The organism is Mechercharimyces mesophilus (assembly GCF_059818345.1).
The window spans coordinates 77,224-101,052 of record NZ_JCBAPH010000006.1 but is presented as its reverse complement, the minus strand read 5'-3'; the positions used below and the strand labels follow the sequence as shown (position 1 = coordinate 101,052).

Below are 23,829 nucleotides of genomic sequence, written 5' to 3'. Positions count from 1 at the left end.
GTTCATCACGAAGTTGTGTTGAATGGCTAGAGAGTGGGATCAAACTGCAAATCAGACATTCCTATAGATTAAAGGGTCGTTGTCGGATTAGTTCTGTGGGGAGGACGCGGTCAAACACTTTTGGTGTTCCTGAGAAAGTAGCTAGAACGAAACGAGCTGCCATTCTGTCCGATACACCAGGTATTTGAAAACGAAGATCTGCCGAAAAAACGGGAGGTGTCGTCTGCATGGGGAATAACTCAGCGGGAACTTGCATTTCACAAATCTCGAATTTTCCTGGTTCGATGGTCATATCTGCACGAAAAAGTCGTGTCTGTTCTCCTCCTATAAGGCTGAGCAGTCGGACTCGGGCAATGGCGGGATTCATCGTGGTGGGGCTAGTATTGAAAATTTTAAAAAAAGCAACCGGACCATCGGGAGGGACGTTAGTTAAATCAACGGCTGCCATTGGACCAGTAGAATATACAAGAGCCATTTATTCTTTCACCTCCTTATTCCTCTCTTATTATTCTATGAATCTTTCAGATTTTGGTATCGGCGAATTGGAGAAGTAAGTTCTTTTATTCTTACTGTGATGATAAACATCGTCTTTTTGCATGAATGTGGAGGAACTGGCTTGCATGGAATGAATTGATTGTTTTGTTCGTTCTTCGATAGGGAAAAATGTAAGCAAGTAAAGAAGGTGTATGAAGCTAATCTCATTTTAGGGGTGAAAATATGCGTACGCGTAAAGACAGTGAAAACCTTCAACAAAAGAAAGAACGTCCAGAAGAGCGGATGGTTGACGAAGGACTAGCTGGTGGTGAGGTTGCCTCCTTCACAGGATTAGGTACGGATGAAGCCTTCAATGAACGACAGAGACAACAACAACAAAATCAGTCCCAGTGTAGCGATCATGAATATGAGGGGCGAGATAAATATGCGTTTGATGTGGATCGCATGATGAATGAGGGTATGGGTGGAGGTATCGTCAGTTCCTACACAGGTATCGATGAATCCCATGAGTTAGAGTATGAAGAAAAGCCAGATGCAAAGCAGAAATGACTGCAAGGAATCATCGTGAACGAAAAGCTGTACATGGACAGGAGAGGCGCAGGGAATCCTTGGACCTATAGTGAAGGTTCCCTCGCCCATCCTTACACATAAAAAAAAGGTGTAGCACGGACGCGAAAGCTTTCAACTGGGGATAGTGGAACAGATGGTGGAAGGTTCCATAAATAAATACCCCCTTTTTATGAGGAATTTATAAAAAGAGGGTTTCAGTTTGTTTTATATGGGGTATATAATGGTTGGAAGTTTTAAAGGAGGAGAACAAGTGAATTATTACGATCGACTGAATGACTACTTTCCGGAACAGGAAATGAAAGACCGAGGACAAATGAGTGACCTGGTGAAGGACAAAGACACCTACTTTAAGGAAGAGACAGAGGATTATGTTCTGATGTACGGAGAATATCCCTCGTTTGTTTTTGTCGATTATATCCTGGTGGACCCAAGTGCACGCGGTAAAGGAGTCGGGTCGAAAGTCATTGAAAAACTGAAAAATAAAGGAAAAACAATCATCCTTGAAGTGGAACCGATTGACAAGCAGGATGATGATACAAAGAAACGCATCCAGTTTTATGAGCGAAATGGCTTTGTAAAAGCGGATCGTATTAAATATCAACGCGAAGATGATAACGGGAAACCGTTTGATATGATTATTTACTATTGGACTCCAGTCGAGCTGACCCAGGAAGAAGTAATGGAGAAAATGGCAAAGGCATGCGACGAGATCCATAATTTCCGTACAAAAAAATACTATGGTCGTGTGTTAGCAGACCCAGAAGAAGTGCTAGAAATGAAAGAGCCAGCAGTTCAGCCATAAAAGGAATTTTCTGATGAACACATCCTAGGGGAATCCTGGGATGTGTTTTTATTTATGAAGAATCTGTGATTGCATTCCCCTTTGTGATCTTATAGAATGAGTCGAAAGTCATTTTCTTTGTATGAAGGATGGGTTGTTCTAATGGATTTCTTACTAATCCCACTGTTTATCTTTGTAATTAATATTGCTTATGTGACCGTTTCTACCGTTCGTCTCATCTTAATGATGAAAGGCAATCGAAGAATTGCGTCTGCAGTAAGTTTTGCTGAGGTGCTTATTTATATATCTGGGTTGTCCGTGGTGTTGGAGCAGATGGACAGTTTTATTAATGTGGCTATCTACGGACTGGGTTTCGCCATTGGTGTGTATACCGGCTCCTTAGTGGAGGAAAAAATGGCGATGGGCTATGTGACTGTTCAAGTGATTACCAGGCAAGAAACATCTGATATGTCCAGTCAACTTCGTGATGCGGGTTTTGGTGTGACCTCTTGGTTAGGAGAAGGGCTGACGGGACAACGATTGGTGTTATCCGTTTTGACTAAACGAAACCGGCAACAGGAATTGGTTAACCAGATCCACTCCATCGATCCACACGCATTTATTGTATCGTATGAGCCGAAAACGTTTGTCGGCGGATTCTGGGTAAGGAGAACGCAATAGCTACAACTTAGTCAAGGCGAGAAAAGAAGGATGAAGCAGGTAAAAAAAGAGCGTTCCTGAAAAGGAATGCTCTTTTTTAGCGAAGAGAAGAATTTCTGCCCCTCAGCACTCATGGACCATCCATACATCTGAATAATGGCATTGGCGACAGAAGGTTGTATGGGGGCAAAGGTGGTTTTGTTGATCTGCTAGCCCGTCTGACAACTTGGAAGCCTCGATCGGTTCGTACGGGCTATAGTCGCCAAAAAGATCTATATAGCGACCGAGATCTTCTAGTGGCATGGCACATTGTGGACAAAAGGCATCCAGTGTCTCATAGCCATTACAGATCGGGCACTGCCATTCCATTTTATTCGTCTCGCCTTCCTAAGATATTGGGGATGATGAGATAAGCGATCAGGATGACAAATGCCAAAATCCCTGCCACCCAGCCGGAACCTACTTCCCCGCCGCGGGTATAAACACTACCGATGATGGCGAACGGGATAAAGAGGGAGATTGCCACCAGTCCAATGTAATAGATGCTTGCGAGCACACGTCGTCTGTACACTTTTTTAACCCGTGCTACACGTCAATCTCGTCTGCGTAGCCGTGGCTTCACCTCGCTTTTATGAGCGGAAGATATAGCCTTAGGTTTGCACAGACAAGCTCAGGTATACATTAAAATTTCATGTGGGAACTATGTCCCGGTTGTAAGCGAGCAGATGGATTGATGTATTGCATGGCATTGTTGACAGCGGTGGGTGCTTCACCGAAACCGACAGCAATCAGTTTTACTTTCCCTGGATAGGTAGTGATATCGCCGGCGGCATAGATACCGGGAATATTGGTTTCCATACGTGAATTGACGATAATGTTACCTTTTTCGATGTCCATTCCCCATTCCTTAATGGGTCCGAGAGTGGAAACAAAGCCAAAGCTGACAATGACGGCGTCCACCGATAAGGTTTCCAATTCTCCTGATTTCTTGTCGGAGATCGTGACCCGTTCGATGCGTTCGTTTCCGTCAATGGCTTCAATTTCACGTGGGGTGACGACACGTACTTTGGAAGTATGCATTTGTTCCACACTGTGTTCATGAGCACGGAATTTTGAACGACGATGGATGACAGTTACGCTTTTGGCGATGGGCTCAAGCATTAAAGCCCAATCGACCGCTGAGTCCCCGCCACCTGCGATGAGAACATCTTGACCTGCAAATTTGTTTAAGTCATTGACGAAGTAGTGAAGGTTGGTTTCTTCATACTTCTCTGCTCCCTCTAGCTGAAGCTTGCGCGGTTCGAATGCTCCGACTCCGGCGGTGATGATGACGGCTTTCCCATGATGCGTTGCCAGATTGGTGGTAACAGCAAAGGTTCCATCGGGCTTTTTCTCAACTTGGTGCACTTTTTCATCCACACAGATGGCTGGCTCAAACGTGCTAGCCTGTTCCATGAGATTATCTACCAATTCTTGCGCACGAACCTTGGGAAAACCGGCAACATCATAAATGTATTTCTCTGGGTATAAGGCGGAAAGTTGACCACCTAGTTGAGGCATACTTTCAATTACTTTGACGGATGCCTTACGCATTCCTGCATAAAAAGTAGCAAAAAGTCCAGTAGGCCCTCCGCCAATGACGATAATATCGTGTATTTCATGTTGTTCCATTGGTGCACCTCCAAATAGGTTTGATAGTCCTTATCATACGATGATGATCTGCTTCTATATAAGCGAATGTTCCCCTTTCCATTATACTGGTCTGGTCAAAGGATGAGAAGGGGCGCACACCAACGTGCCCCGTGAGGAGAATAGGAGGAGGGGAGGTGGGGACAATATGGATACCCTGACCCCTTGTCAAACGTTCGTGAAAAACTTATCATAGTGTGAGTGGGGTTTGTACGGGATATAGGATGGGTACGTCCTTATCAATGAATAGTTTATATTAACGATAGTATTATCGATGGAATGGGTGAGAAGTATGAATAAGCCAAAAATATTAATTCTAGGTGCTGGTTATGGGGGATTGATGACAGCCAAGGGGCTACAGAAGTCACTTTCCTATAATGAAGCAGAGGTGACACTGGTTAACCAAAACCCGTATCACTATGTAACGACCAAGTTGCATGAGCCCGCTGCGGGCACGTTGCATCATGATCATACGCGTGTGTCAATCACCAGTGTCTTGGATGAACGCAAAGTAAACTTTGTTCAGGATCGTGTGGAGTCAATCGATCGTGAAAAGAAAGAGGTACATCTAAAAGAGGCAAGCAAGCCTTTATCGTATGATTATCTCGTGATTGGCTTAGGCAGTGCGCCAGAGACGTTTGGAATCGAAGGATTGCTGGAAAATGCTTTCTTTATCCGCAACATTAATAGCGTACGTATGATCCGCGAACATATTGAGTATCAGTTTTCACAGTATCACATGCAAGATGAACGCGAGGATCTTATCACGATCGTTGTGGGTGGAGCAGGTTTTACGGGAATCGAGTTCGTTGGCGAATTGGTTGACCGTCTGCCAGAGCTTTGCTGTGACTATGACGTTCCGAAGGAAAAAGTGCGCCTAGTCAACGTTGAAGCTGCACCAACAGCACTACCTGGCTTTGATAAGGAACTGGTGGAGTATGCTACCAATTACTTAGAAGGCCGTGGGGTGGAATTTAAGATCGGGATTCCGATTGAATCTTGTTCAGCCGAGGGCGTTGTCCTCAAAGGTGGGGAAGAAATCAAATCTGCTACCGTGGTGTGGACCGGTGGTGTACGTGGGAACAAGGTTATTGAAGAGGCGGGAATCGAAACCATGCGTGGCCGCGTAAAAGTAGATGAATTCTTGCGCGCTCCCGAGCATGAAGATGTCTTTATCGTGGGTGATAGCTCGCTCATCATCAATGAAGAAATTGATCGTCCTTATCCGCCAACGGCTCAGATGGCAACGCAGCAAGGTGAATGGTTAGGGAAGAACTTGCCCCTTCTTCTACGTGGACAGGAACTTAGCACCCCTTATAAGTTTGATCTAAAGGGAACCCTGGCTTCGTTAGGAAGGAATGAAGCCATCGGGATGGTAGGAGACAAGAAGATGTGTGGCTCTACCCCGGCATTATTTAAACGGATGAATGACCTGCGATGGTTCTATAAACTGGGAGGCATCTCCTTGGTATTGAAAAAAGGGAAGCTGTAAAGGGCGACTGATGGGCACTCCTTTTTTCGGTTAGTCATTATTTATATATTTTTCGAGTCCGAGATCGTTCTGTGTATGGATCACATGCAGAACGATCTTTTTTTCATGCGCGTAAGTGGTTTATCACTACAATACGTTTTCGACACAAAATGTTAATAAAAAAATGATGGATTGAATAATCCTAAAAGATCAACAATGAAAGCGCTTTCTGAAAATAGAGGTGTTTTCTTTTCCACCAATCCCCTCTTTTCAAATGATTAAAACTAATGTAGTATAAACAGAAAATTAAAATCAATTCGAGGGAGCTGACTATGGTGGGTATTACGACAACGGAGAGAAGAATAGAGATTTGTTCCTTATGTGAAGGAGATGGGTATGTACAGTTACTGCTGGGCGGCTCAGAAACCTGTCATGCTTGTGGAGGAACAGGCATCCGTCAGCAACCTACCGACGAAAATGAATAAAGAAAGGAGCCCTCTGCTTCAGGGAGAGGGCTCCTTTGCCATTTTACAAGGTATTTAAAGCATCCATTACCTCTTTGTGATTGACGCAGGTAAACATGGGTGTATCGACAAGAGTGTAACGACTTGCTTCGGTTTCGCGTAATTCTTGTACGAGATGAAGGAAGTCCGTGATTTCATCTGTTTCAAAGGCGACGACAAACTCTTGGTCATCAATGCCAAAGGAGTAGGTCGTGTTTAATTTTACAGAAGGGTATTTGCCTCCTACTTGAATATGCTCGTCCATCATTCCTTGGCGAGCAGGGAAGGATAGTTGATACCAATCCCGTGTTTTGATGAATGGATAGACAAAGAGGTATTTTCCTTGTCCAGGAACAATGTAGGTACGTGGATTCTGATGAGAAGGATCGAGCTTATCTACGTACATACTTCGCTTACTAATGGATAGGTAGGAGTAGCTAAGCTCCAGGTATTTGCCCAGACCGGTGTGTAGCAAACGATGGGTCATCTCTTGAAAAGATTCCACGTTTTTAGCGATCCGCCAGAGGACAAGATCCACATCTGCTCGAATACCAATAGTGGAGTAGCTTAATACCATCATGTCATTGCGGGCATGAAATTCTTTCACTACCTCTGCAAATTCTTCTTTTCCTTTTTGTTGTTCCTCTTCGCTCAAGCGACGGAAAGCCGGATCCAACTTAAAGAATGAGAAGTTGATGTATTGAGTAGGTAATTTAGGTTTTTCTGCTGTAGATGTCTCTGGTTGTACACCAGGACGAGTTGATCGTGGTCGCATGAATGATTCCTCCTTTATTGCTTACACTTACGATTGTACCGAATTTAGAGGATTAGACGCAAATGGGGACGAGCAATTTTCGGGAAGCTGACACAGATGGTGGATGAGGCACGTTGACCCGGATACTGTTTTTTTGTAGACTAAACAGGAACTAAGGAAAGCATGCCCGTTGTAAAAAAGGAGGCATTGGTAAAATGATGAGTTGGCCTCAACTAATCATCTCGGTTCTGCTTTTTATGGCACTTGCCTTTGGAATCGGGTTTATCTTTAATATGATCTTAAAAACCACCTGGCTACCGATTATTATTTATGTTGCGTTAGTAGGATGGTTATTGTACGATCTCATGGCAAATGGCCGTGAAGCCCTCGGCGGAGATATTATTGTGCTGGTGAGTGGATTGATAGGGGCAATACTAAGTGGCTGGGTGATTAAAACGTTAAGAGATAAAGGGTTTCAGATGTTCTAGGTGTCCTCTTCCCGTAAGGGAGAGGACATTTTTTCTAGGAAAGCAGTGATGGTATTTTGAAATTAAGTTTTACCACGTGGAGACTTTCATAGTGACATTCGCTCGTATGGGTGATGGATAGGAGTCGATTCTACCTAGTTGGATTTAGGTCCAGTTGGTGTAATGGGAGAGCTTAATGGGTTGTCAGGGTCAGGCGCAAGGATGTTCTCTGGGTAGAGGAGATGAGCTAAGTATTGAATGCCTGTTAATAAACGGGGAGAAGGACGACAATACCAGCCCTCTTCTAATATATGGATACATTCAGGGTTTGCGAGAGGAGTGGATTGCCATGCCGGACGAGCTTGGATCCTCTCCTTTTTTATGCGCTTTATGGGAACCCCTGTCCACACGATTAAGACCTGATCGGGGTTCCGACGGGCTACTTCTTCCCAGTCGGTTTGGAAACTTTCTCCGGGAGAGTCTGCAAAAACATTGACCCCACCCACTAACTCACTTACTTCATTAAGCCAGTTCTTCGCCCCTGGTGTGAAAACGGGCTTTGGCCACCATTCCCAATACAAGCGAGGGATAGAAGTGAGAACGGGGATTTGTTGCTTGATTTTTGTCAATTGCTGTTCAAACTGTGAGGCAATTTGTCGTGCCCGCTGTTCATGATGAAGTAGCTTGCCTACATGAAGAATATCGGAGGGAATATCGTTGATTTTCTTCGGGTTAAGTATAACGTAATTGATTTTTTCTTTTTCTAACTTTTCGATATTTCTTTCCATCCCCGGCACGCTGAGTGAAGCAAGAACGAGATCGGGGTTTAGACTTTTCACTTTCTCTATATCAATATTTAGATCGGGTCCACAGTGTGGAAGGTGAGCGATAGAGTCAGGCCAGTCAGAATAATCATCAATACCGACAAGATAATGGGTTAGTCCGAGAGCGACGACAACTTCTGTATTACTGGGACAGATGGATAGGAGACGCATCCGTATTGCTCCTTTCTCAATCGAACTTACCAAAATGTATAAGTAATCAACGCAATAGCAAAGCCAAACCAAGCACCGGTAAAAACTTCAATTGGCTGATGACCCAATATTTCTTTTAAATTAATGCGGGTTTCATCAGGACTTTTGTCCTTCATATGGCGTAATTCTTCCATAAGGCTAGTGAAATCCTTGCGTAGCTGGTTTAACACTTGAGCATGCATACCTGCTTGGCGCCTAACACCGGTGGCATCATACATGACAATGACTGCAAACACGGAGGAAAGGGCAAAGAGAGGTGAGCCTAATCCTTCTTGCAGTCCGATTGCTGTAACCAGAGAAGTGACAGCAGAGGTATGCGCACTCGGCATTCCACCCGGGTTTACGAGCCAATTCCAATCCCATTCTCGATATATAACATAATGCCATGGGAGTTTAATGATTTGTGCTAACGCAATGGCAATGGCGGCTGTCCATAATGGATAGTTACTAAATAGCTCCCCAAACATGAGTTCATCCTTTCAAGCGGTTTGTAATCTATAATGGGCACTTACTCCCTTGATTTTAACACAATGATGTTACGAACTCGCTCTATTTTTCTCCACAGCGTAGGGTCTTCCTTTAGACTAGGATCGCGCAAAACTTCGATGGATAGTTGATTACAGTAGCTCTTGGCTTGTGCGACTTCGTTTTGTAATAGGCTGGTCATCATTAGTCCTGCTAATGCAGCGGAACGGGTACCTGTCGCTTGCACATTAATTTGCTGATAAAGCTGGAAAGCAGTAAAGAGACGTTGTGTCGCTTTATAGGCATGTAACTGACGATAGGGATCGTAGAGAATAATATCCGTCAGAAATTGTGGAGGACCATTCAATATCTGCCATCCTTCGGCGGATTCAAAGTCGGAGTTAATCAGGTTTAGCCCTTTTCCGTGAACCTGGTCCAGTCCAATGGATAACCAAGAAGAACGAGTAGGTAGGCGCTGAGTAGAATGCAAAGAGAAGGTGAGAACACCTTCTTTTTTCTTTTGTTTAGAATCGAGATCGATCTTCACTTTTTGCCATTTATCCTCGATCTGAGAAACGTCTTTTTTCCACACACATTGTTGATCGATCCATACACAGAAGATGGCTCTATTTCTTGGATAGGGATGAGCTTGTGATTGTGCTCGAAGGTAGAAGGAAAGTCCATACTCGTCGGATTCCTCTACGTGAAAGATCTGTTGTAGTCCTCCACTAGAATGGATAGGTGGCATTCGCATACTAGGGGTAAGTTGGATGCTTCCGTATCCTCTTCCTTGATACGCTCGATTGCTACTTCTCTCGAAAGAAAGGTTTTTCTTAAGGGCATAAGTTGCTATACCATTTAGTTTCCCTGCTTTTACATACTTCAATCCTATACGAAGTGCATGGTCAACGTAAGTTGGACTGGGAGCGGCCGGCGTAAGTGATAATTGACTGGTATAGACCATCATGATACAAGGGAGCGTGTATTTCGAAGTGATTTGGTGAACTTCTTCTAGCTGTTGTTCTAGTTGATGCAAGCGTTGCGTATTGCGATAAGGATCGTCACGAAACGCGAAGATGATTCCATCTAGGTAGGGATGGTATCTCTCTAAGAGTGAAGATGTGATGATACTGAAGTAAACTTGTGGCATAAAGAGTAAACGCGGGTTTTCACTTGTTAGTGCTTCTTTTAATTTCTTTATGTATCGCGGATGAAAGATGGCGAGATTGTGTTCGAAATCATCAATGATCAATCCGCGAAGTTGAGAGTAAGAAGTGGACAATTGACTGATGGCACGTGCCCACGCAAGATAATCGGTGCCATAGGGCTCGCTCTTACGCTTCTTGGCTTCTGTAGGAGGGACCAAATAAACCCAAACGGAAATTCCCGCCTCCTGTGCAGCAGGCAAAAATTCATTCTTAAGGTCTTCCCAATCCGTCGACTGATGCCAAATCAAGTAGTAGTAAGTATTAACGTGAAGCCGTTGCAGATGGGAGATGGTTGCCTCAGTATCAATATGATGAATGCCGTCGGCACGGGGCTCTTCCTCACGCAGGGCTTCAGCATAGTCAGCAATTACAGGCTTCATTATGGTTTGTTGTTCTCCGATGGCCCATGCCTTCTCTGGGGTGATATGGTGAAAGAAGATGAATACAACCAAGCAGAAGAGCACCACTCGTTTCATCGCTGATCCTCCTAGTTATAGAAAAAGTGGGTACGCATACTCTGTCCTTAGTGTGAAATAATGAAAGCGATTTATGTGTAGAAAGTGTAGAATGATTTTTTTGATATTCATTGACGGTAAGCCCAGTCGTTCGCTATAATAAGAGGTGAAGGGGAGTAGCTGGACATCAAAGTCGTCATTACGGGAATTTTTCCCCGGCTTTGATGGCAACGAAAGTTTGTTGTTAGCGAGACCTTTACCGAGATAGGTAGAGGTCTTTTGATGGATATACATGAGACCTTTACCGTTATCAGGTAAAGGTCTTTTTCCGTTTTATCGTATTTCTCATTAAAGGAGTCGATTTCGGTTGATTGAGTTGAGTAGCGATTTTTTTCAAGCCTTATTGACGATTATTATTATTGACTTAATGTTAGCAGGAGACAATGCGATCGTTATCGGATTGGCGGCACGTCGGTTACCGAAAAATCAACAAAAAAAAGCGATTGTATGGGGAACCGTAGGAGCGATTTTGATTCGTGTATTGGCCACGCTAGCGGTCGTATGGTTGCTGAATATCCCTGGACTATTGTTAGTAGGGGGACTCTTATTAATTTGGATTTCCTATAAATTGCTTATCGATGATGGTGGGCATGAGATTGAAGCTGGCGATAATTTATTCTCTGCTATTCGAACCATCGTGATTGCAGATGCCGTGATGGGTTTAGATAATGTACTCGCCATTGCTGGAGCAGCCCATGGAGACTATTTGCTTGTTGTTATCGGGCTCTTGATTAGTGTACCCATCATGATTTGGGGCAGTACAATGATCTTACGTTTAATTGAACGCTACCCCTCCATTATTTACTTCGGTGCGGCTGTATTAGCGTACACGGCTGCTGGCATGATTGTGGATGAGTCCTTTCTTGAGCACTACTTTGTTGAAAATACTTTGTTGAAATGGTTAGTGATTGTGGTTATTGTGGGAGGCGTGTTACTCGCCGGACGATGGAACAATAAGAAAAAAGCAAAGCAGAAGGAAGAAGAAGGAGGAGAAGAGGAGAAGGTGGCTTCACAGTGACGTGATGAAAATCGGAGACGAGAAACTTAAAATGAGACTGGAAAGTATCTGCTTCCCAGTCTCATTTTGAAATAAACAATGGACTGAACGATAGATTACAAATAAGTTGGGGGAAGAGAGATGGATATGCACGTCTCGACCATGCTATTTCAAATGTTGCTATTTGCACCTTTTCTGGGGGGAGGGATATTTATCATTATGGTTGCTTGGCGTTGGATAAAAGCACAGGAATCGATGGCACAATCATTAGAGCGAATTGCCCGTCACTTAGAGTCGCAGGGACAGAAGGGATTAGAGGGAGACAATAAAAGAGAGTAAAATGAACTCCTGATTAATTCGAAAAATGAGGGAGAAAACCTTAGGGAATAGTAGTTTCTACACAGAAATGGTTGGTTTCATCGGTACTCATTCACGGATTCATCAACCCGTCTGTTTCTAGATCTGTGATGATCTCAGAGACGGGGACAATTTGGATGCCTTCTTTTTGCAGTTCAGGGAGTGCTTCTCGGATAGCACGTGCCGTTGTTTTCCCTTGCTTTCCCACATGTCCGATCCCAATCGCCCACCCTTGTTCATTTGCTTTTTCTTTTAGTGTTTGGAGTTGTTTTTCAATATGGGCTAGGTTATTTTCGTTGTCCAGAAAGACGGTGCGCCGGATGTAGGGGACTGACAATTCTTTGGATATTTCCGGAATTTTGGTTTTCATCGTGGTACGACTATCGACCACGAACAGCCCTTCTTCTTTTGCGACTTCGAGAACACTTTTAACCACTCGGGGATCAGATGTGGCACGTGAGCCCATGTGATTATTTAACCCAACCACATAGGGAATATCTGTGAGGTTTTTATGTACTTGGGTTTTGATCTTTTCGTCATTCATTTGCGTAGTGATGGCACCGGGTCCCAGCAGATGTGGGTCGTGGGTCGCCTCCATAGGAAGGTGTAATATCACCTCAAATCCGTGGTGATGGGCACGAAGTGCTTCTTTCTTGCTATTAGGTAAAAAAGGGAGAATGGCAACAGTTAAGGGTGCCTCAATGGCAAAGATGTCGTCGGTGCCACGCATCCCGTTGCCCAGATCATCGATAATGAGGGCGACTTTGGGAGGGTTTCCTGTGGCTGATAGAGCAGTAAAAGAGGAAAGTGTGGGGGGATGGAAGAAAAAAAAGATGAGAGAGGGGAGGATAAAGAGGATGGAAAGGGAGCGCATACGCATAGCCATGGGCGAACCTCCTGTATGAAGAATCAACACTAATATGCGTGATGAAAAGAAATATTATACATTCTAGAGGGGAGAAGGGAGAGAGAACGGATTTGATGGCGACCTTTCGTTTTTTAGGGATGATGGCTCAATTTGTCATCCCATCCACTACGATCGATCATGGTATCCTCCGTACTGCGATGATCTATGCCTCTATAATGATTCCCCTGTCCGCTTTTTTGCAAAGCTAACACTGATTTATTAACCGTGAACGAAAAGAAAGCAATCGTGCACACGCTCTAATAAACCGTGTGCACGATTGCTTTTTTTACTATGCGTGCTTAATCCAATCGTTCAATAATGGAAGCGGTGGACATCCCGTGTCCGATGCAGATCGTGAGAAGACCGTAGCGCCCTTGTATGCGTTCCAATTCGTGGAGAAGGGTGGTCATCAGTTTTGCGCCGGTTGCGCCAAGTGGGTGGCCCAAGGCAATAGCTCCACCATTGACATTTACTTTGGATAAATCGGCATCAAGTGCTTTTTGCCAAGCGAGCACCACCGGTGCAAAAGCCTCGTTAATCTCAATTCGATCCATGTCAGCTAGGGTAAGGCCTGCCTTTTGCAAAACCTTCTTTGTCGAAGGAATCACCCCATCCAACATCATGGTTGGATCGGAGCCGACGACTGCCTGACTGATCACACGAGCGCGGGGACGGACCCCCAGTTCTACCGCTTTATCGCGACTCATAAACAGGACGGCTGCGGAGCCATCGCTGATTTGACTGGCGTTACCAGCAGTAATGATCCCGTCCTCTTTGAAAACAGTGCGTAGTGTCGCCAGTTTCTCTATGGAGGTGTCTGGGCGGGGTCCTTCATCTGCTGTTAGCCTCTGTTCTTCACCGTCACGATCATGCCCCATGAGGGGAGCGAGCTCCTTATCAAACCGTCCGGCTTGCTGTGCTGCTAGCGCGCGTTGGTGACTTTCGTAGGCATAAGCATCCACTTCTTGCCGGGTAATTCCCCATTTCTGTGCGATCATTTCGGCGGAGACGCCTTGGTGAACAAATTTGTACTGTTCGTGGAGAGAGGTCGGAATGGTACGCTCATTGCCATCTGAGCCGATAGGAACACGGGTCATGCTTTCTACACCTGCACCGATGGTTACGTCCATGTCTCCAGCCGCGATAGCCTGTACGGCAAAATGCGTCGCTTGTTGACCCGAGCCACACATTCGATTAATCGTGACAGCAGGTACATGGGTGGGGAAGCCCGCTGCTAGTGTGGCTAGGCGTCCAATATTTAATCCTTGTTCATCTAAGGGAGAGACACAACCCATAACAATGTCTTCAATATGAGTGGGATCCAAAGATAGGCGCTCAGTAAGGGTACGTAAGGAGTGAGCAGCTAGTTCGACAGGGTGAATGTTACGCAGTGCACCCTCCTTTTTCCCTACCGGTGTTCGTACTGCGCCGGCAATAATGACTTCGTTGTTCATGGCATTTCGCCTCGCTTTCTTGTAGTTTCAATATGAGGGGAGGGTCCTTCCTTGGACTAGACCCTTTTTATAGTGTGTTGAGTTCAACTCTTTTTTCTATGAAGAGCGTTTTAACGAAAGAGAGGAACCATGAAGAAGGGTTCCTCTCTATTTTACCTTATTTAGACGTCATAGAAGAGGGAGACAGTTTGCGACGTGTATCTTCTTCTGAAGGCACTTTCTTCTCATACGAATAATATAGATGAGCTTAACTTCCCAGATGCCTTCTCTTAATCGCGCGAGCCTGCTTTTTTACTTTTTATCGTATGTGTAAAACCCTTTGCCTGTTTTCTTCCCATAATGTCCGGCTTCCACTAACTTTTTAAGGGTTTGGCTGGGACGAAAGCGGTCGCCATATGCCTCTACTAGACCCTCAGTGGCATATAATAGAGTATCCAGTCCGATCAGATCCGCTAGTTCGAATGGGCCCATTGGGTGATTGAGTCCAAGGCGAATGGCCTTATCGATGTCTTCACAAGAAGCTATTCCCTCTTCATAGATACGAAAACTTTCTGCTAAGAGAGCGGAAAGAGCGCGTGAGGTGACAAAACCTTGCCCATCTTTGACGATAACCGTTTCCTTGCCAATTTGCTGTGAAAAGGCTTCAATCGTTTTTAAGGTGGCTTCATCCGTATCGACTGCGCGTACAATCTCAATTAAACGCATGACGGGAGCGGGATTAAACCAATGCATTCCTACGACTTGCTGTGGGCGCGAGGTTGCAGAAGCAATCGCAGTCACACTTAATTCCGATGTATTGGTGGCGAGGATACTGCGACGTGGGGTTAAGCGATCCAGTTCTGCGAATAGCTCCTTCTTTAATTGCAAGTTTTCCGGGATGGCTTCAATGGCTAATTCAACATCACGGCAGGCATTGGCGAGGTCCATGGTGAAGGAGAGGCGCTTTAATGCCTTACCAGCGTCTTCTTGGGTGAGGTGGCCCGCTTTTGCAAAACGGTAGAGGCTCTTTTCAATACCTACTTGAGCTCGCTCGATCGCTTCTTCCGAAATGTCATAGAGGATAACTTGTCCTCCACCTTGTACAATCGCTTGCGCGATCCCAGCTCCCATCAGTCCTCCACCGAGGACGGCAATCTGTTCGATTTTCACCCTATAAGCCTCCTTTTAGAGTCCGAGGTTTTTTGCGACGATCGTCTTCATGATTTCATTCGTGCCTGCATAGATGGCGGCGACAGGGATGTCACGGTAACGACGGGCGATGGGGTACTCTTCCATATAGCCGTAGCCACCATGAAGTTGTACACATTGTGTGGCTACGCGCTTTGCCATATCGGTTACCCATGATTTGGCCATGGAAACCTGCGTGACCACATCGTGACCCGCCATGTGTTTGACAATCAAGTCATCAAGATAGGTGCGGCCAAGGGAAACTTCAGTTGCAAGGTCAGCGATAGTAAATTGGATATGCTGCAGTTTACTAAGTGGCTTGCCAAACGCCTCCCGCGACTTCACATACTCGATGGTCATACGTAGCATTTCTTCTGCTGAGACTTGGGCAAGTAAGGCGGCGAGAAGTCGTTCTGGTTGAAGTTTATGCATAAGATAACGAAAACCTGCGCCTTCCTCCCCTAATAAGTTGGCTTTAGGTACGCGGCATTCTTCAAAAATGAGTTCTGCCGTGTCTTGGCTATGAAGCCCCACTTTATCCAGCTTACGCCCACGGGAGAAGCCTGGAGTATCTGCTTCGACGACCAACAAGCTAATTCCTTTATGTGCAGGAGTAGCATGAGGATCGGTTTTGCAGACGACGACGATCAGGTCACCGTGGATACCATTGGAGATAAATGTTTTTTGCCCATTAACGATGTAATGGTCTCCATCGTCCATAGCGGTTGTGCGAATGTTGGCTAGATCCGACCCTGTGCCTGGTTCCGTCATTGCGATAGCAGTAATAAGTTCGCCGGAGAGACAGCCGGGGAGCCAGCGTTGTTTTTGTTCTTCTGATCCATAAGAAGCGATGTAAGGAACGACTACATCGCTATGTAGGCTAAATCCCATCAGTCCGGTACCGATTTTCTCTAGTTCTTCTGCGATGATAACGGAATAGGCGAAGTCGGCTTCTAGACCGCCGTAGACTTCATCTAGCCATGGAGAGAGGTAGCCTTGCTCCCCCATCTTCCGCCAAAAAGACCGAGGAACGAGGCGGTCTTTCTCCCACTGTTCGAAGTAAGGACGAGCCTCTTTGTCTAAAAATTTGCGTAAGGATTCGCGTAATATCTGGTGCTCTTCTTTTATATAGGGAGGTTGCATGATCCCTTCTCCTTTCGATGATCCAGTTTGTACCTTTGAGGCAACACATCATCTATTTTATCAATTTTATGATTAGAGCGATAGGAGCCCTTCCAGTAGATCTACTGAAAGGGCTCCTACTCTAGCAGTGGTGGATTTAGAAAGGGTGTATGCTTTCTGATGCATTGTCCGTATTCATAAGAATATTTTGAGCGAAGGAAATCGGAGAGTTCCTTACTATTTTAGTAGAAGAGAAGCCCACTTTATAAAGGACGAAGTGGGATATGAGGGCTAAAGCTAAAGAATATGGACGCCGTTCGGGTCTGTACTTGATAAAGAATTTGTTTGTGAGATGGAGTCTCCTGAAAGATGGACTTCTTGAATGGTGACGGGATGGCCTGAGACTGAAAGGATAGAGTCTGCTGGTTGTCCAAGCAATGAGGAAAGTGCTTCTTCGACACCTTCTTTTTCGGACTGCAATATGAGCCTCTCAATCTTGATGCTCTGATCCGACGGATCATCGATGAGGCCCGGGTCGGTTTGAAGTTCTACGCGGAATCCATAGGGAGGGGTAATGAAAGTGCGCCGTTCTCCACGTTGGATAGGCCATCCTTTGATTTGTGCACGATTACAAATTTGTGCTTCTTCCTCGGCCGTAAGAAGGAAGCCGATGTGATCAAAGCGGACATGCTTCCCCTGACCAAACGTAATGTTTACCTTTCCTTTTCGCATCTCAATGATACGAAAGAGAATCTTTTGCTGGCGGAAATCTGACCAGGTGAGAGGAGGATCAAAGTTTTGAAATTCCCCCTCGTATTTCCCGATTCTCTGATGAACATGGAAACCAAGCTCCACATAATATCTCTCCGTCTCTTCAACATACGGTGTCCAAAAATGATAATGAAAGAGCATAGTGGAATCCTCCTAGAAAAATGATGATAGTAGTCATATATTCTCATAGTAGGTTTCTGTCTGAAAGGAGCTATAGAAGGAGGAGTGTCTCGGACCATGGTCTGACATGAATCTGAGGTTGCCTTTATCAGTCCAATTCTCCAGGATAGGACTGGTAATATTGGCTTTGACCTGTACAGATTACGGGGAAGTCATTTTAGAAAGAGGATTGGATTTTATATCTATTTAGTGAAACCAGAGAAGATGGAGCTGGATTCAATCCATGTTCTCTGGTTTTTTTTATTTTATGGAAGAGAGTAAGGATTAATATATTTATAAATAATATTCAGAAAAAATACTTTACTTATTTCTTTAAATCATATTAAGATAGATAGTGAGAGGAGGATTTGAAAGAATGAGAAGAAAACTAAGAGAAATGGAAGAGATTCGAACCACTTTTATCGGTACTTTCGTCCGTACAGGAATAAAGCGAGGGCTTAGGGGGGATCTTAAGACGATTCTTCTCAAAGATATTACTTGTAAAGAGGGAGGAAAGGTCGTAACCGATCACCTATGGTTCAACTATACTAAGGGGTTTCAAGCGCTAGGGGAACTGTTCGAAGGCGATGTAGTTCAATTTGATGCTCGTTGCAAGAAGTATGTAAAGGGATACAAAGGGAGTCGTTTCGACGTATACAAACCACTCACCATCGATTACAAACTATCTCATCCTTCGAAAATCTGTCGAGTCGAAGAAGTTGAGAAGGAGCGTTGATATCTACATGAAGCAAGTAATAAGAACGATCTGTATCTACAAAAAAGCAGTCAGAGTGTTAAAATAAAGAAATTTCAATCAAAAATAACCACCTCTAATCTCAATCTCTCTTTCACTATATTGCTCTTTCATTGTGAAACAAATGCTTTTTAAGCTCTCCCGGGGTATACTTTGGAGGGAGGTGCATGAGAGTGAAAGAAGGCGTTTCTGACGAAAGGTGGAAGGCGATTATCAATAACGATGTCACCTTCGATGGCTTGTTTTATTATGCAGTCCGAACCACGGGCATTTTTTGTCGGCCTTCTTGTAAATCAAGGCCGCCGAAGAAAGAAAATGTTCGCATCTTTCAAGATCCAAAACAAGCGATCTCCGCCCATTTTCGCCCGTGTAAACGATGCAATCCTGTGAGCGATCACCTTCCCGAACAGGAGTGGGTGGATCAGATCACTCATTATATTGATTGTCATTACGACGAGAGAATTACCCTTGACACATTAGCGCAGGCAACACACAGAAGTCCCTATCATTTGCAACGCACGTTCAAACGACTAAAAGGGATGACTCCTGTCGATTATATTCAGCAGAAAAGAATCTCCAAAGCGATCGAACTGTTGCTTCATACAGATAAAACAATGATTGAGATTGCACTTAGTGTGGGCTTTCCGAATGTCTCCTATTTCGCCACCTTGTTTAGAAAGAAGACGGGATACACGCCCAAAAATTATCGTCAACTCTCCCCTTGATTCCCCGATATTTCAGCTGAGAACGGAAACGCGTATCGGTGTTATAGCTGTGGAATATAAATATGTTAAGGTTTCGAAATGACATTTGGGTGTTATATTTCTCCGAGGATTTACATAGAGAATACTTTTACACATGTAAAACGAATAGAGGGTAGCAGAAATGGATTCGTTCAATTCTGCTACCCTCTATTCATGCCTATATCGCTTCCTTTGACTCTCTACTCTATTGCCTCCGCCCTGGAACGAAAATGATCTAAATCAGAGGAACCCCTTCAGGTTGTTCTTTTCTGCCCACACCTTCATTGGGTGATGGAATAGAATGACGATGAGGAAATCCAATGGACCGGAATTCAAAGGAGGAAGTGTGAAATGAATAAACACGTCCCCAGTTCGCTTGTGTTTGTCTCTAGAGAGGCAAAAGCGAATGTGTATCGCTATATTGCAGAGGGAAGGGGTTGTCAATTTTACTTTTCCCACGATCGTGTGGAATTTAACTTTGTAGCAGGTACAGGGAATATCCATTTGACTCTGCGATTTGTTGACGCGAACCCAGACATAGAGATGCAGTTGGACCAAGATCATCAGATTACTTATAAAGAGGTCTGGAACGGGATTGACCTTATATTCTCAGGAAATGAGGAGCAATTAAAGTATGACATCGTTGTTTATCCTGGAGCGTGCATGGAGGATATTTGCTTGCGATATGAAGGTGGAGACACAGTAAGCATCGATGAAAATGGCGACTTATTTGTCCATACGTCACAAGGAATTCTTCGTGAAGGAAAACCGATTAGCTTTCAATGGACAGAGGAAGGAAAACAAACCGTCCCGACCCAGTTCCACATCCAAGAGGATCAATCCATCGGATTTGCAGTGGATAGGGCAACTTATGATTCAGCAAAAGTGCTGGTTATTGATCCCATCGTCTTCTACTCCACTTACTTAGGGGGAAGTAGTCGCGATATAGGAAACGGAATAGCGGTGGACTCTGCGCGGAATGTCTATGTAACGGGGCAGACACAATCTACTAATTTTCCCATTACAACGGGTGCGTTTCAGACGATGTATTTGGAGAATCGAGATGTATTTATCAGTAAGTTGAATGAGACGGGTAGCTCCCTTGTCTATTCCACGTATCTTGGTGGGAGTAGACTAGATGTTGGATTTGGAATTACTGTGGACTCCTCGCACAGTGCTTACGTAACAGGGCAGACACAATCTGCTAACTTCCCTGTCACATCTGGAGCGTTTCAATCGATGCGGCGTGGATCTCTAAATGCTTTCGTAACTAAACTGAATGCGACAGGGTCCTCGCTGATATATTCGACGTATCTTGGCGGACCGGGAGGCGACAGTTGTGGATTCAGTATTGCACTAGACGGAAGTTTGAACGCGTATGTAACTGGACAGACAAATTCAAGAAACTTTCCGATAACATCTGGTGCCTTCCAAACCATATCTAGGGGAGATAATGATGTCTTTGTAACAAAGTTTAACACCCTAGGTACCTCGTTGGTTTATTCGACCTTCTTGAGCGGGAATTCCGAAGATGAAGGAGAGGGCATCGTGGTGGATGGCTCGGGGAGTGCCTATGTGACAGGGAACACTCTTTCTACTAATTTTCCTGTTACTTCGGGAGCCTTTCAAACCGTACTTGCCGGCAGTGATACATTTATTACGAAAATGAATGTTTCCGGGTCATCGCTCGTGTATTCGACCTTGTTGGGGGGGAGTGGGAGTGATCAGGGAACAGGCATTGATCTCGATGGAGCGAATAACGCCTATGTCGTAGGGAGAACCAATTCTACGGATTTCCCAGTAACCAATAATGCCTTTCAGACAGTGTTTCAAGGATCTTTGGATGCTTTCGTTACCAAACTAAATGCAGGAGGAAGCGCTCTGATTTACTCCACTTTTTTAGGTGGTAGTGGAGTGAGTAGTGGAAATGGTGTTGCAGTCGATGCCTTCGGAGCGGCTTGGGTGACGGGGCGAACGTTTGCAACGAATTTTCCTATTACTTCTGATGCGTTTCAAGATAGCTTGGCTGGTAGTAATGATGCCTTCGTCACACAGGTGAGCTATTCCGGTCAGGGGTTGTCGTTTTCTTCTTATCTGGGAGGGAGGGATAGTGATGCTGGAAATGATATCGTTGTTGACTCCTTCGGATCGACTTACTTTACGGGCTTTACCTCATCCACCAACTTCCCTGTTACTTTCAATGCTTTCCAATCAATATTCGGAGGTTTTTCAGATGCCTTTGTCACGAAAGTAGGACAACTCACTGCTGTTGGCGCAACAGGTCCAACAGGTGCAACGGGTCCAGCTGGATCTACCGGAGCGCAAGGTCCACGAGGGCCAAGAGGAAGGCGTGGTCCGAGGGGACCGAGAGGACCTCGTGGCGCAGGTGGAGGAGAATTTGGCGTCGTGTAGTTTTGTAGGCAAGCTGTAGAAGAATGGGCATAGGCATCGCGAGGCAAATCCGTAAACTTTACCTGGAAGCATATGAACCCCTTAACTTTTCGTCTCCATTTGAAGAACAGCGTTTGGGTGACGTCTCTTACGCGCTGTCAGGAAATGAGCATATCCTTAACCGAAGCGCGTTACTACAACACTTGCCTACACCTCCTTTCAGTGGAAGGAATATCGTGATTATGAGGTAATCCAATGGACCGGAAATCTAAGGAGGAAGTACGAAATGAATAAAAATGTTTCCCGTTCGCTTGTGTTTGTGTCCAGAGACGAGTGTGACGAAGAGTATACTTTTTTTGCAGACGGGGAGGGATGTAGCTTTCACTTTTTTCGTGATCGAGTGGAGTTTGGATTTACAGTGGGTGAAGGGAAGGCGAATCTTGCTCTCCGGTTTATAAATGCTCATCCGGATGTAGAGATGCAGTTGGACCAAGATCATCAGATTACTTATAAAGAGGTCTGGAATGGGGTTGACCTTATTTTCTCAGGAAACGAGGAGCAATTAAAGTATGATGTTATGGTTTATCCTGGAGCGTGTATGGAGGACATTCGCTTGCGATATGAAGGAGGAGACACAGTAAACATCGATGAAAATGGCGACTTATTTGTCCATACGTTACAAGGTGTTCTCCGCGAAGGCAATCCGGTTAGCTATCAGGAAACATCGCAAGGAAAACAAACCGTCCCGACCCAGTTCCACATTCAAGAGGATCAATCCATCGGATTTGCAGTAGATAGGGAAAGCTATGATCCGACAAAAGTGCTGGTCATTGATCCCATTGTCTTCTACTCCACCTATTTAGGGGGATCGAATATTGACCTAGGGGCAGGAATTGCAGTGGATTCTGCGCGGAATGCCTATATATCTGGGCTTACATTTTCTACGGATTTTCCAATAACCACGGGTGCCTTCCAGACGATCTTGTTAGGTGTCGATGTGTTTGTCAGCAAGTTGAATCAAACGGGAGGTTCTCTCCTATATTCAACATTTATAGGAGGAAATGAAGGTGATTTTGGGAGTCGAATGGCGGTAGATACCGCGAATCAGGCTTATGTCACGGGAGATACCTCCTCCACAAATTATCCCGTGACATCGGGCGCCTTCCAGACGATGTTACAGGTAGGGGGCCAAGATGCCTTTGTAACAAAGTTAAATGCCACAGGGAGCTCGCTTGTTTATTCGACCTACTTGGGTGGCACTGGTGGTGGTACCCAAGGGTTTGGCATAGCCATAGATAGTAGTTTCAATGCGTATGTAACAGGATTTACAACTGCAACCAACTTTCCAACAACAGCAGATGCCTTTCAAACCACCTTTAGCGGAGGACTCCAAGACGCCTTCGTGACCAAGTTCAATGCGTTGGGGACGACACTGGTGTACTCCACTTTTTTAGGTGGAAGGAGGGTTGAACTAGGAACTGATATTGTGGTGGATAGCCTGGGGAGTGCGTATGTAACAGGACGTACAGAATCTAGTGATTTTCCTGTTACTTCTGGAGCCTTTCAAACCCTATTTGCTGGTGTAACAGATGCCTTTATTACAAAACTGAATGCCCCAGGGTCTGCGCTCCTCTACTCCACCTATTTGGGTGGGAGAAGTGGAGACATGGGTAGTGCCATTGACCTAGATGGGGCGAATAATGCCTATGTTGCAGGGGGGACGAGTTCGACTGATTTCCCCACAACGAATCATGCTTTTCAAACCCTGTTTGCTGGTGTAACAGATGCCTTTGTAACCAAACTCAATGCATCGGGGAGCGCACCGATTTATTCCACCTATTTAGGTGGGAGGGATGTGGATGGTGGGATTGGCATTGCCGTTGATGCTTTTGGTGTGGCATGGGTGACGGGGTTTACTATTTCGACGAATTTTCCCATTACCTCGGATGCTTTTCAAGACAGTCTAGCTTCTACCGATGGGGATGCTTTCATTACGGAGGTTAGTTTTTCCGGTCAAGGGCTGTCTTTCTCTTCCTATTTGGGTGGGAGCCGTTTTGATATTGGAGGTGGTGTGGCAGTCGATTCTTTAGGAAGTGCTTATTTTACAGGAATTACTAGATCGAGTGATTTTCCTGTAACTTTTGCAGCATTTCAGTCACTATTTGGAGGAAATCAGGATGCCTTCATTACCAAAGTAGGGCAACTCACTGCTGTTGGCGCAACCGGTCCAACGGGTGCAACAGGCCCAGCTGGAGCTACTGGAGCGCAAGGTCCACGAGGACCGAGAGGACGGCGTGGACCAAGGGGACCGAGAGGTCCACGTGGTACGGGCGGAGGAGAACTTGGCGGTTAGCATCGTATCTACCTTCGTCAGGAAAAAATAATTTCCGCAACC

At 45.1% G+C, this 23,829-nt stretch carries 26 protein-coding genes; 13 read left to right on the top strand and 13 right to left on the bottom strand.

The annotated features are described in order from the left end of the window. Nucleotides 1–61: 61 nt before the first annotated feature. On the bottom strand, nucleotides 62–475 hold the full coding sequence (locus tag AC6RGY_RS14390; RefSeq protein ID WP_499864096.1) for a hypothetical protein: 414 nt from the start codon (nucleotides 473–475) through the stop codon (nucleotides 62–64). A gap of 242 nt (nucleotides 476–717) precedes the next feature. On the opposite strand from AC6RGY_RS14390, the gene AC6RGY_RS14385 reads away from it, so the two are divergent. The 3 genes from AC6RGY_RS14385 to AC6RGY_RS14375 all read left to right on the top strand — a co-directional run bounded on the left by AC6RGY_RS14385 (nucleotide 718) and on the right by AC6RGY_RS14375 (nucleotide 2,527). Further along, nucleotides 718–1,044 (top strand): hypothetical protein, encoded by a 327-nt coding sequence (locus tag AC6RGY_RS14385; RefSeq protein ID WP_499864095.1) that lies wholly within the window; start codon nucleotides 718–720, stop codon nucleotides 1,042–1,044. 271 nt (nucleotides 1,045–1,315) lie between these two features. Then, a complete protein-coding gene (locus AC6RGY_RS14380) occupies nucleotides 1,316–1,867 on the top strand; it encodes a GNAT family N-acetyltransferase (RefSeq protein WP_499864093.1) in 552 nt (183 codons plus the stop codon). A gap of 141 nt (nucleotides 1,868–2,008) precedes the next feature. Continuing rightward, on the top strand, nucleotides 2,009–2,527 hold the full coding sequence (locus tag AC6RGY_RS14375) for a DUF2179 domain-containing protein (protein ID WP_499864092.1): 519 nt from the start codon (nucleotides 2,009–2,011) through the stop codon (nucleotides 2,525–2,527). A 102-nt stretch (nucleotides 2,528–2,629) separates the two neighbouring features. On the opposite strand, the gene AC6RGY_RS14370 is transcribed toward AC6RGY_RS14375, so the two are convergent. The 3 genes from AC6RGY_RS14370 to AC6RGY_RS14360 all read right to left on the bottom strand — a co-directional run bounded on the left by AC6RGY_RS14370 (nucleotide 2,630) and on the right by AC6RGY_RS14360 (nucleotide 4,177). Beyond that, nucleotides 2,630–2,875: a hypothetical protein gene (locus AC6RGY_RS14370; protein ID WP_499864090.1), complete on the bottom strand. Its 246-nt coding sequence runs from the start codon at nucleotides 2,873–2,875 to the stop codon at nucleotides 2,630–2,632. A 1-nt stretch (nucleotide 2,876) separates the two neighbouring features. Next, nucleotides 2,877–3,077: a hypothetical protein gene (locus tag AC6RGY_RS14365; protein WP_499864088.1), complete on the bottom strand. Its 201-nt coding sequence runs from the start codon at nucleotides 3,075–3,077 to the stop codon at nucleotides 2,877–2,879. Nucleotides 3,078–3,187: 110 nt separating this feature from the next. Further along, nucleotides 3,188–4,177: an NAD(P)/FAD-dependent oxidoreductase gene (locus tag AC6RGY_RS14360; protein WP_499864085.1), complete on the bottom strand. Its 990-nt coding sequence runs from the start codon at nucleotides 4,175–4,177 to the stop codon at nucleotides 3,188–3,190. Between the two features lie 310 nt (nucleotides 4,178–4,487). Between AC6RGY_RS14360 and AC6RGY_RS14355 the strand changes: the two genes are divergently transcribed. Both AC6RGY_RS14355 and AC6RGY_RS14350 read left to right on the top strand, forming a co-directional pair. Further along, on the top strand, nucleotides 4,488–5,687 hold the full coding sequence (locus AC6RGY_RS14355; RefSeq protein WP_499864083.1) for an NAD(P)/FAD-dependent oxidoreductase: 1,200 nt from the start codon (nucleotides 4,488–4,490) through the stop codon (nucleotides 5,685–5,687). A gap of 311 nt (nucleotides 5,688–5,998) precedes the next feature. After that, nucleotides 5,999–6,151 carry a YuiA family protein gene (locus AC6RGY_RS14350; protein ID WP_499864081.1) on the top strand — a complete coding sequence of 51 codons (153 nt, stop codon included), beginning with the start codon at nucleotides 5,999–6,001 and terminating at the stop codon, nucleotides 6,149–6,151. Nucleotides 6,152–6,194: 43 nt separating this feature from the next. On the opposite strand, the gene AC6RGY_RS14345 is transcribed toward AC6RGY_RS14350, so the two are convergent. After that, a complete protein-coding gene (locus tag AC6RGY_RS14345; RefSeq protein ID WP_499864078.1) occupies nucleotides 6,195–6,944 on the bottom strand; it encodes a chlorite dismutase family protein in 750 nt (249 codons plus the stop codon). A 194-nt stretch (nucleotides 6,945–7,138) separates the two neighbouring features. Between AC6RGY_RS14345 and AC6RGY_RS14340 the strand changes: the two genes are divergently transcribed. Further along, on the top strand, nucleotides 7,139–7,411 hold the full coding sequence (locus tag AC6RGY_RS14340) for a YuiB family protein (protein WP_499864076.1): 273 nt from the start codon (nucleotides 7,139–7,141) through the stop codon (nucleotides 7,409–7,411). 134 nt (nucleotides 7,412–7,545) lie between these two features. Here the strand turns inward: AC6RGY_RS14340 and AC6RGY_RS14335 are convergent, their stop codons facing one another. From AC6RGY_RS14335 to AC6RGY_RS14325, 3 genes are read right to left on the bottom strand one after another with little or no spacing between them, the layout of a single operon-like run. After that, the gene (locus AC6RGY_RS14335) at nucleotides 7,546–8,385 is read right to left on the bottom strand and encodes an ABC transporter substrate-binding protein (protein WP_499864073.1); all 840 of its coding nucleotides are present in this window, start codon (nucleotides 8,383–8,385) and stop codon (nucleotides 7,546–7,548) included. A gap of 26 nt (nucleotides 8,386–8,411) precedes the next feature. Continuing rightward, nucleotides 8,412–8,891 carry a divergent PAP2 family protein gene (locus AC6RGY_RS14330; protein ID WP_499864068.1) on the bottom strand — a complete coding sequence of 160 codons (480 nt, stop codon included), beginning with the start codon at nucleotides 8,889–8,891 and terminating at the stop codon, nucleotides 8,412–8,414. Between the two features lie 41 nt (nucleotides 8,892–8,932). After that, on the bottom strand, nucleotides 8,933–10,573 hold the full coding sequence (locus AC6RGY_RS14325; RefSeq protein WP_499864066.1) for a hypothetical protein: 1,641 nt from the start codon (nucleotides 10,571–10,573) through the stop codon (nucleotides 8,933–8,935). 349 nt (nucleotides 10,574–10,922) lie between these two features. On the opposite strand from AC6RGY_RS14325, the gene AC6RGY_RS14320 reads away from it, so the two are divergent. Beyond that, nucleotides 10,923–11,630 carry a TerC family protein gene (locus AC6RGY_RS14320; protein ID WP_499864319.1) on the top strand — a complete coding sequence of 236 codons (708 nt, stop codon included), beginning with the start codon at nucleotides 10,923–10,925 and terminating at the stop codon, nucleotides 11,628–11,630. A gap of 120 nt (nucleotides 11,631–11,750) precedes the next feature. Further along, on the top strand, nucleotides 11,751–11,948 hold the full coding sequence (locus AC6RGY_RS14315; protein WP_499864063.1) for a DUF8066 domain-containing protein: 198 nt from the start codon (nucleotides 11,751–11,753) through the stop codon (nucleotides 11,946–11,948). A 91-nt stretch (nucleotides 11,949–12,039) separates the two neighbouring features. Here the strand turns inward: AC6RGY_RS14315 and AC6RGY_RS14310 are convergent, their stop codons facing one another. Then, nucleotides 12,040–12,852, bottom strand: coding sequence for a divergent polysaccharide deacetylase family protein (locus AC6RGY_RS14310; RefSeq protein WP_499864061.1), 813 nt, complete (start codon nucleotides 12,850–12,852; stop codon nucleotides 12,040–12,042). 95 nt (nucleotides 12,853–12,947) lie between these two features. Between AC6RGY_RS14310 and AC6RGY_RS14305 the strand changes: the two genes are divergently transcribed. After that, the gene (locus tag AC6RGY_RS14305) at nucleotides 12,948–13,082 is read left to right on the top strand and encodes a hypothetical protein (RefSeq protein WP_499864059.1); all 135 of its coding nucleotides are present in this window, start codon (nucleotides 12,948–12,950) and stop codon (nucleotides 13,080–13,082) included. 90 nt (nucleotides 13,083–13,172) lie between these two features. Here the strand turns inward: AC6RGY_RS14305 and AC6RGY_RS14300 are convergent, their stop codons facing one another. The 4 genes from AC6RGY_RS14300 to AC6RGY_RS14285 all read right to left on the bottom strand — a co-directional run bounded on the left by AC6RGY_RS14300 (nucleotide 13,173) and on the right by AC6RGY_RS14285 (nucleotide 17,528). Further along, nucleotides 13,173–14,327 carry a thiolase family protein gene (locus AC6RGY_RS14300; RefSeq protein WP_499864057.1) on the bottom strand — a complete coding sequence of 385 codons (1,155 nt, stop codon included), beginning with the start codon at nucleotides 14,325–14,327 and terminating at the stop codon, nucleotides 13,173–13,175. Nucleotides 14,328–14,618: 291 nt separating this feature from the next. Then, on the bottom strand, nucleotides 14,619–15,470 hold the full coding sequence (locus tag AC6RGY_RS14295) for a 3-hydroxyacyl-CoA dehydrogenase family protein (protein WP_499864317.1): 852 nt from the start codon (nucleotides 15,468–15,470) through the stop codon (nucleotides 14,619–14,621). Between the two features lie 21 nt (nucleotides 15,471–15,491). Further along, entirely contained in the window at nucleotides 15,492–16,637 is a 1,146-nt protein-coding gene (locus AC6RGY_RS14290; protein WP_499864055.1) for an acyl-CoA dehydrogenase family protein, read from the bottom strand. Nucleotides 16,638–16,913: 276 nt separating this feature from the next. Then, nucleotides 16,914–17,528, bottom strand: coding sequence for a VOC family protein (locus AC6RGY_RS14285; RefSeq protein ID WP_499864052.1), 615 nt, complete (start codon nucleotides 17,526–17,528; stop codon nucleotides 16,914–16,916). Nucleotides 17,529–17,922: 394 nt separating this feature from the next. Here AC6RGY_RS14285 and AC6RGY_RS14280 point away from each other — a divergent pair, with 394 nt between their 5' ends. From AC6RGY_RS14280 to AC6RGY_RS14265, 4 genes are all read left to right on the top strand, one after another. Then, a complete protein-coding gene (locus AC6RGY_RS14280; protein ID WP_499864050.1) occupies nucleotides 17,923–18,282 on the top strand; it encodes a hypothetical protein in 360 nt (119 codons plus the stop codon). Between the two features lie 185 nt (nucleotides 18,283–18,467). Continuing rightward, nucleotides 18,468–19,025: a bifunctional transcriptional activator/DNA repair enzyme AdaA gene (locus AC6RGY_RS14275; RefSeq protein WP_499864047.1), complete on the top strand. Its 558-nt coding sequence runs from the start codon at nucleotides 18,468–18,470 to the stop codon at nucleotides 19,023–19,025. Between the two features lie 369 nt (nucleotides 19,026–19,394). After that, complete coding sequence (locus tag AC6RGY_RS14270; protein ID WP_499864045.1) at nucleotides 19,395–21,455, top strand: SBBP repeat-containing protein; 2,061 nt, start codon at nucleotides 19,395–19,397, stop codon at nucleotides 21,453–21,455. Nucleotides 21,456–21,720: 265 nt separating this feature from the next. Then, nucleotides 21,721–23,787: an SBBP repeat-containing protein gene (locus tag AC6RGY_RS14265; RefSeq protein ID WP_499864043.1), complete on the top strand. Its 2,067-nt coding sequence runs from the start codon at nucleotides 21,721–21,723 to the stop codon at nucleotides 23,785–23,787. The last annotated feature ends 42 nt before the right edge of the window (nucleotides 23,788–23,829 follow it).

Excerpts from the sequence above, each read along its gene's own strand:
- AC6RGY_RS14390 (WP_499864096.1), bottom strand. The coding sequence starts at position 475 with ATGGCTCTTGTATATTCTACTGGTCCAATGGCAGCCGTTGATTTAACT.
- AC6RGY_RS14385 (WP_499864095.1), top strand. The coding sequence starts at position 718 with ATGCGTACGCGTAAAGACAGTGAAAACCTTCAACAAAAGAAAGAACGT.
- AC6RGY_RS14375 (WP_499864092.1), top strand. The coding sequence starts at position 2,009 with ATGGATTTCTTACTAATCCCACTGTTTATCTTTGTAATTAATATTGCT.
- AC6RGY_RS14370 (WP_499864090.1), bottom strand. The coding sequence starts at position 2,875 with ATGGAATGGCAGTGCCCGATCTGTAATGGCTATGAGACACTGGATGCC.
- AC6RGY_RS14360 (WP_499864085.1), bottom strand. The coding sequence starts at position 4,177 with ATGGAACAACATGAAATACACGATATTATCGTCATTGGCGGAGGGCCT.
- AC6RGY_RS14355 (WP_499864083.1), top strand. The coding sequence starts at position 4,488 with ATGAATAAGCCAAAAATATTAATTCTAGGTGCTGGTTATGGGGGATTG.
- AC6RGY_RS14350 (WP_499864081.1), top strand. The coding sequence starts at position 5,999 with ATGGTGGGTATTACGACAACGGAGAGAAGAATAGAGATTTGTTCCTTA.
- AC6RGY_RS14345 (WP_499864078.1), bottom strand. The coding sequence starts at position 6,944 with ATGCGACCACGATCAACTCGTCCTGGTGTACAACCAGAGACATCTACA.
- AC6RGY_RS14340 (WP_499864076.1), top strand. The coding sequence starts at position 7,139 with ATGATGAGTTGGCCTCAACTAATCATCTCGGTTCTGCTTTTTATGGCA.
- AC6RGY_RS14335 (WP_499864073.1), bottom strand. The coding sequence starts at position 8,385 with ATGCGTCTCCTATCCATCTGTCCCAGTAATACAGAAGTTGTCGTCGCT.
- AC6RGY_RS14330 (WP_499864068.1), bottom strand. The coding sequence starts at position 8,891 with ATGTTTGGGGAGCTATTTAGTAACTATCCATTATGGACAGCCGCCATT.
- AC6RGY_RS14325 (WP_499864066.1), bottom strand. The coding sequence starts at position 10,573 with ATGAAACGAGTGGTGCTCTTCTGCTTGGTTGTATTCATCTTCTTTCAC.
- AC6RGY_RS14315 (WP_499864063.1), top strand. The coding sequence starts at position 11,751 with ATGGATATGCACGTCTCGACCATGCTATTTCAAATGTTGCTATTTGCA.
- AC6RGY_RS14310 (WP_499864061.1), bottom strand. The coding sequence starts at position 12,852 with ATGGCTATGCGTATGCGCTCCCTTTCCATCCTCTTTATCCTCCCCTCT.
- AC6RGY_RS14305 (WP_499864059.1), top strand. The coding sequence starts at position 12,948 with ATGGCGACCTTTCGTTTTTTAGGGATGATGGCTCAATTTGTCATCCCA.
- AC6RGY_RS14300 (WP_499864057.1), bottom strand. The coding sequence starts at position 14,327 with ATGAACAACGAAGTCATTATTGCCGGCGCAGTACGAACACCGGTAGGG.
- AC6RGY_RS14290 (WP_499864055.1), bottom strand. The coding sequence starts at position 16,637 with ATGCAACCTCCCTATATAAAAGAAGAGCACCAGATATTACGCGAATCC.
- AC6RGY_RS14285 (WP_499864052.1), bottom strand. The coding sequence starts at position 17,528 with ATGCTCTTTCATTATCATTTTTGGACACCGTATGTTGAAGAGACGGAG.
- AC6RGY_RS14280 (WP_499864050.1), top strand. The coding sequence starts at position 17,923 with ATGAGAAGAAAACTAAGAGAAATGGAAGAGATTCGAACCACTTTTATC.
- AC6RGY_RS14275 (WP_499864047.1), top strand. The coding sequence starts at position 18,468 with ATGAGAGTGAAAGAAGGCGTTTCTGACGAAAGGTGGAAGGCGATTATC.
- AC6RGY_RS14270 (WP_499864045.1), top strand. The coding sequence starts at position 19,395 with ATGAATAAACACGTCCCCAGTTCGCTTGTGTTTGTCTCTAGAGAGGCA.
- AC6RGY_RS14265 (WP_499864043.1), top strand. The coding sequence starts at position 21,721 with ATGAATAAAAATGTTTCCCGTTCGCTTGTGTTTGTGTCCAGAGACGAG.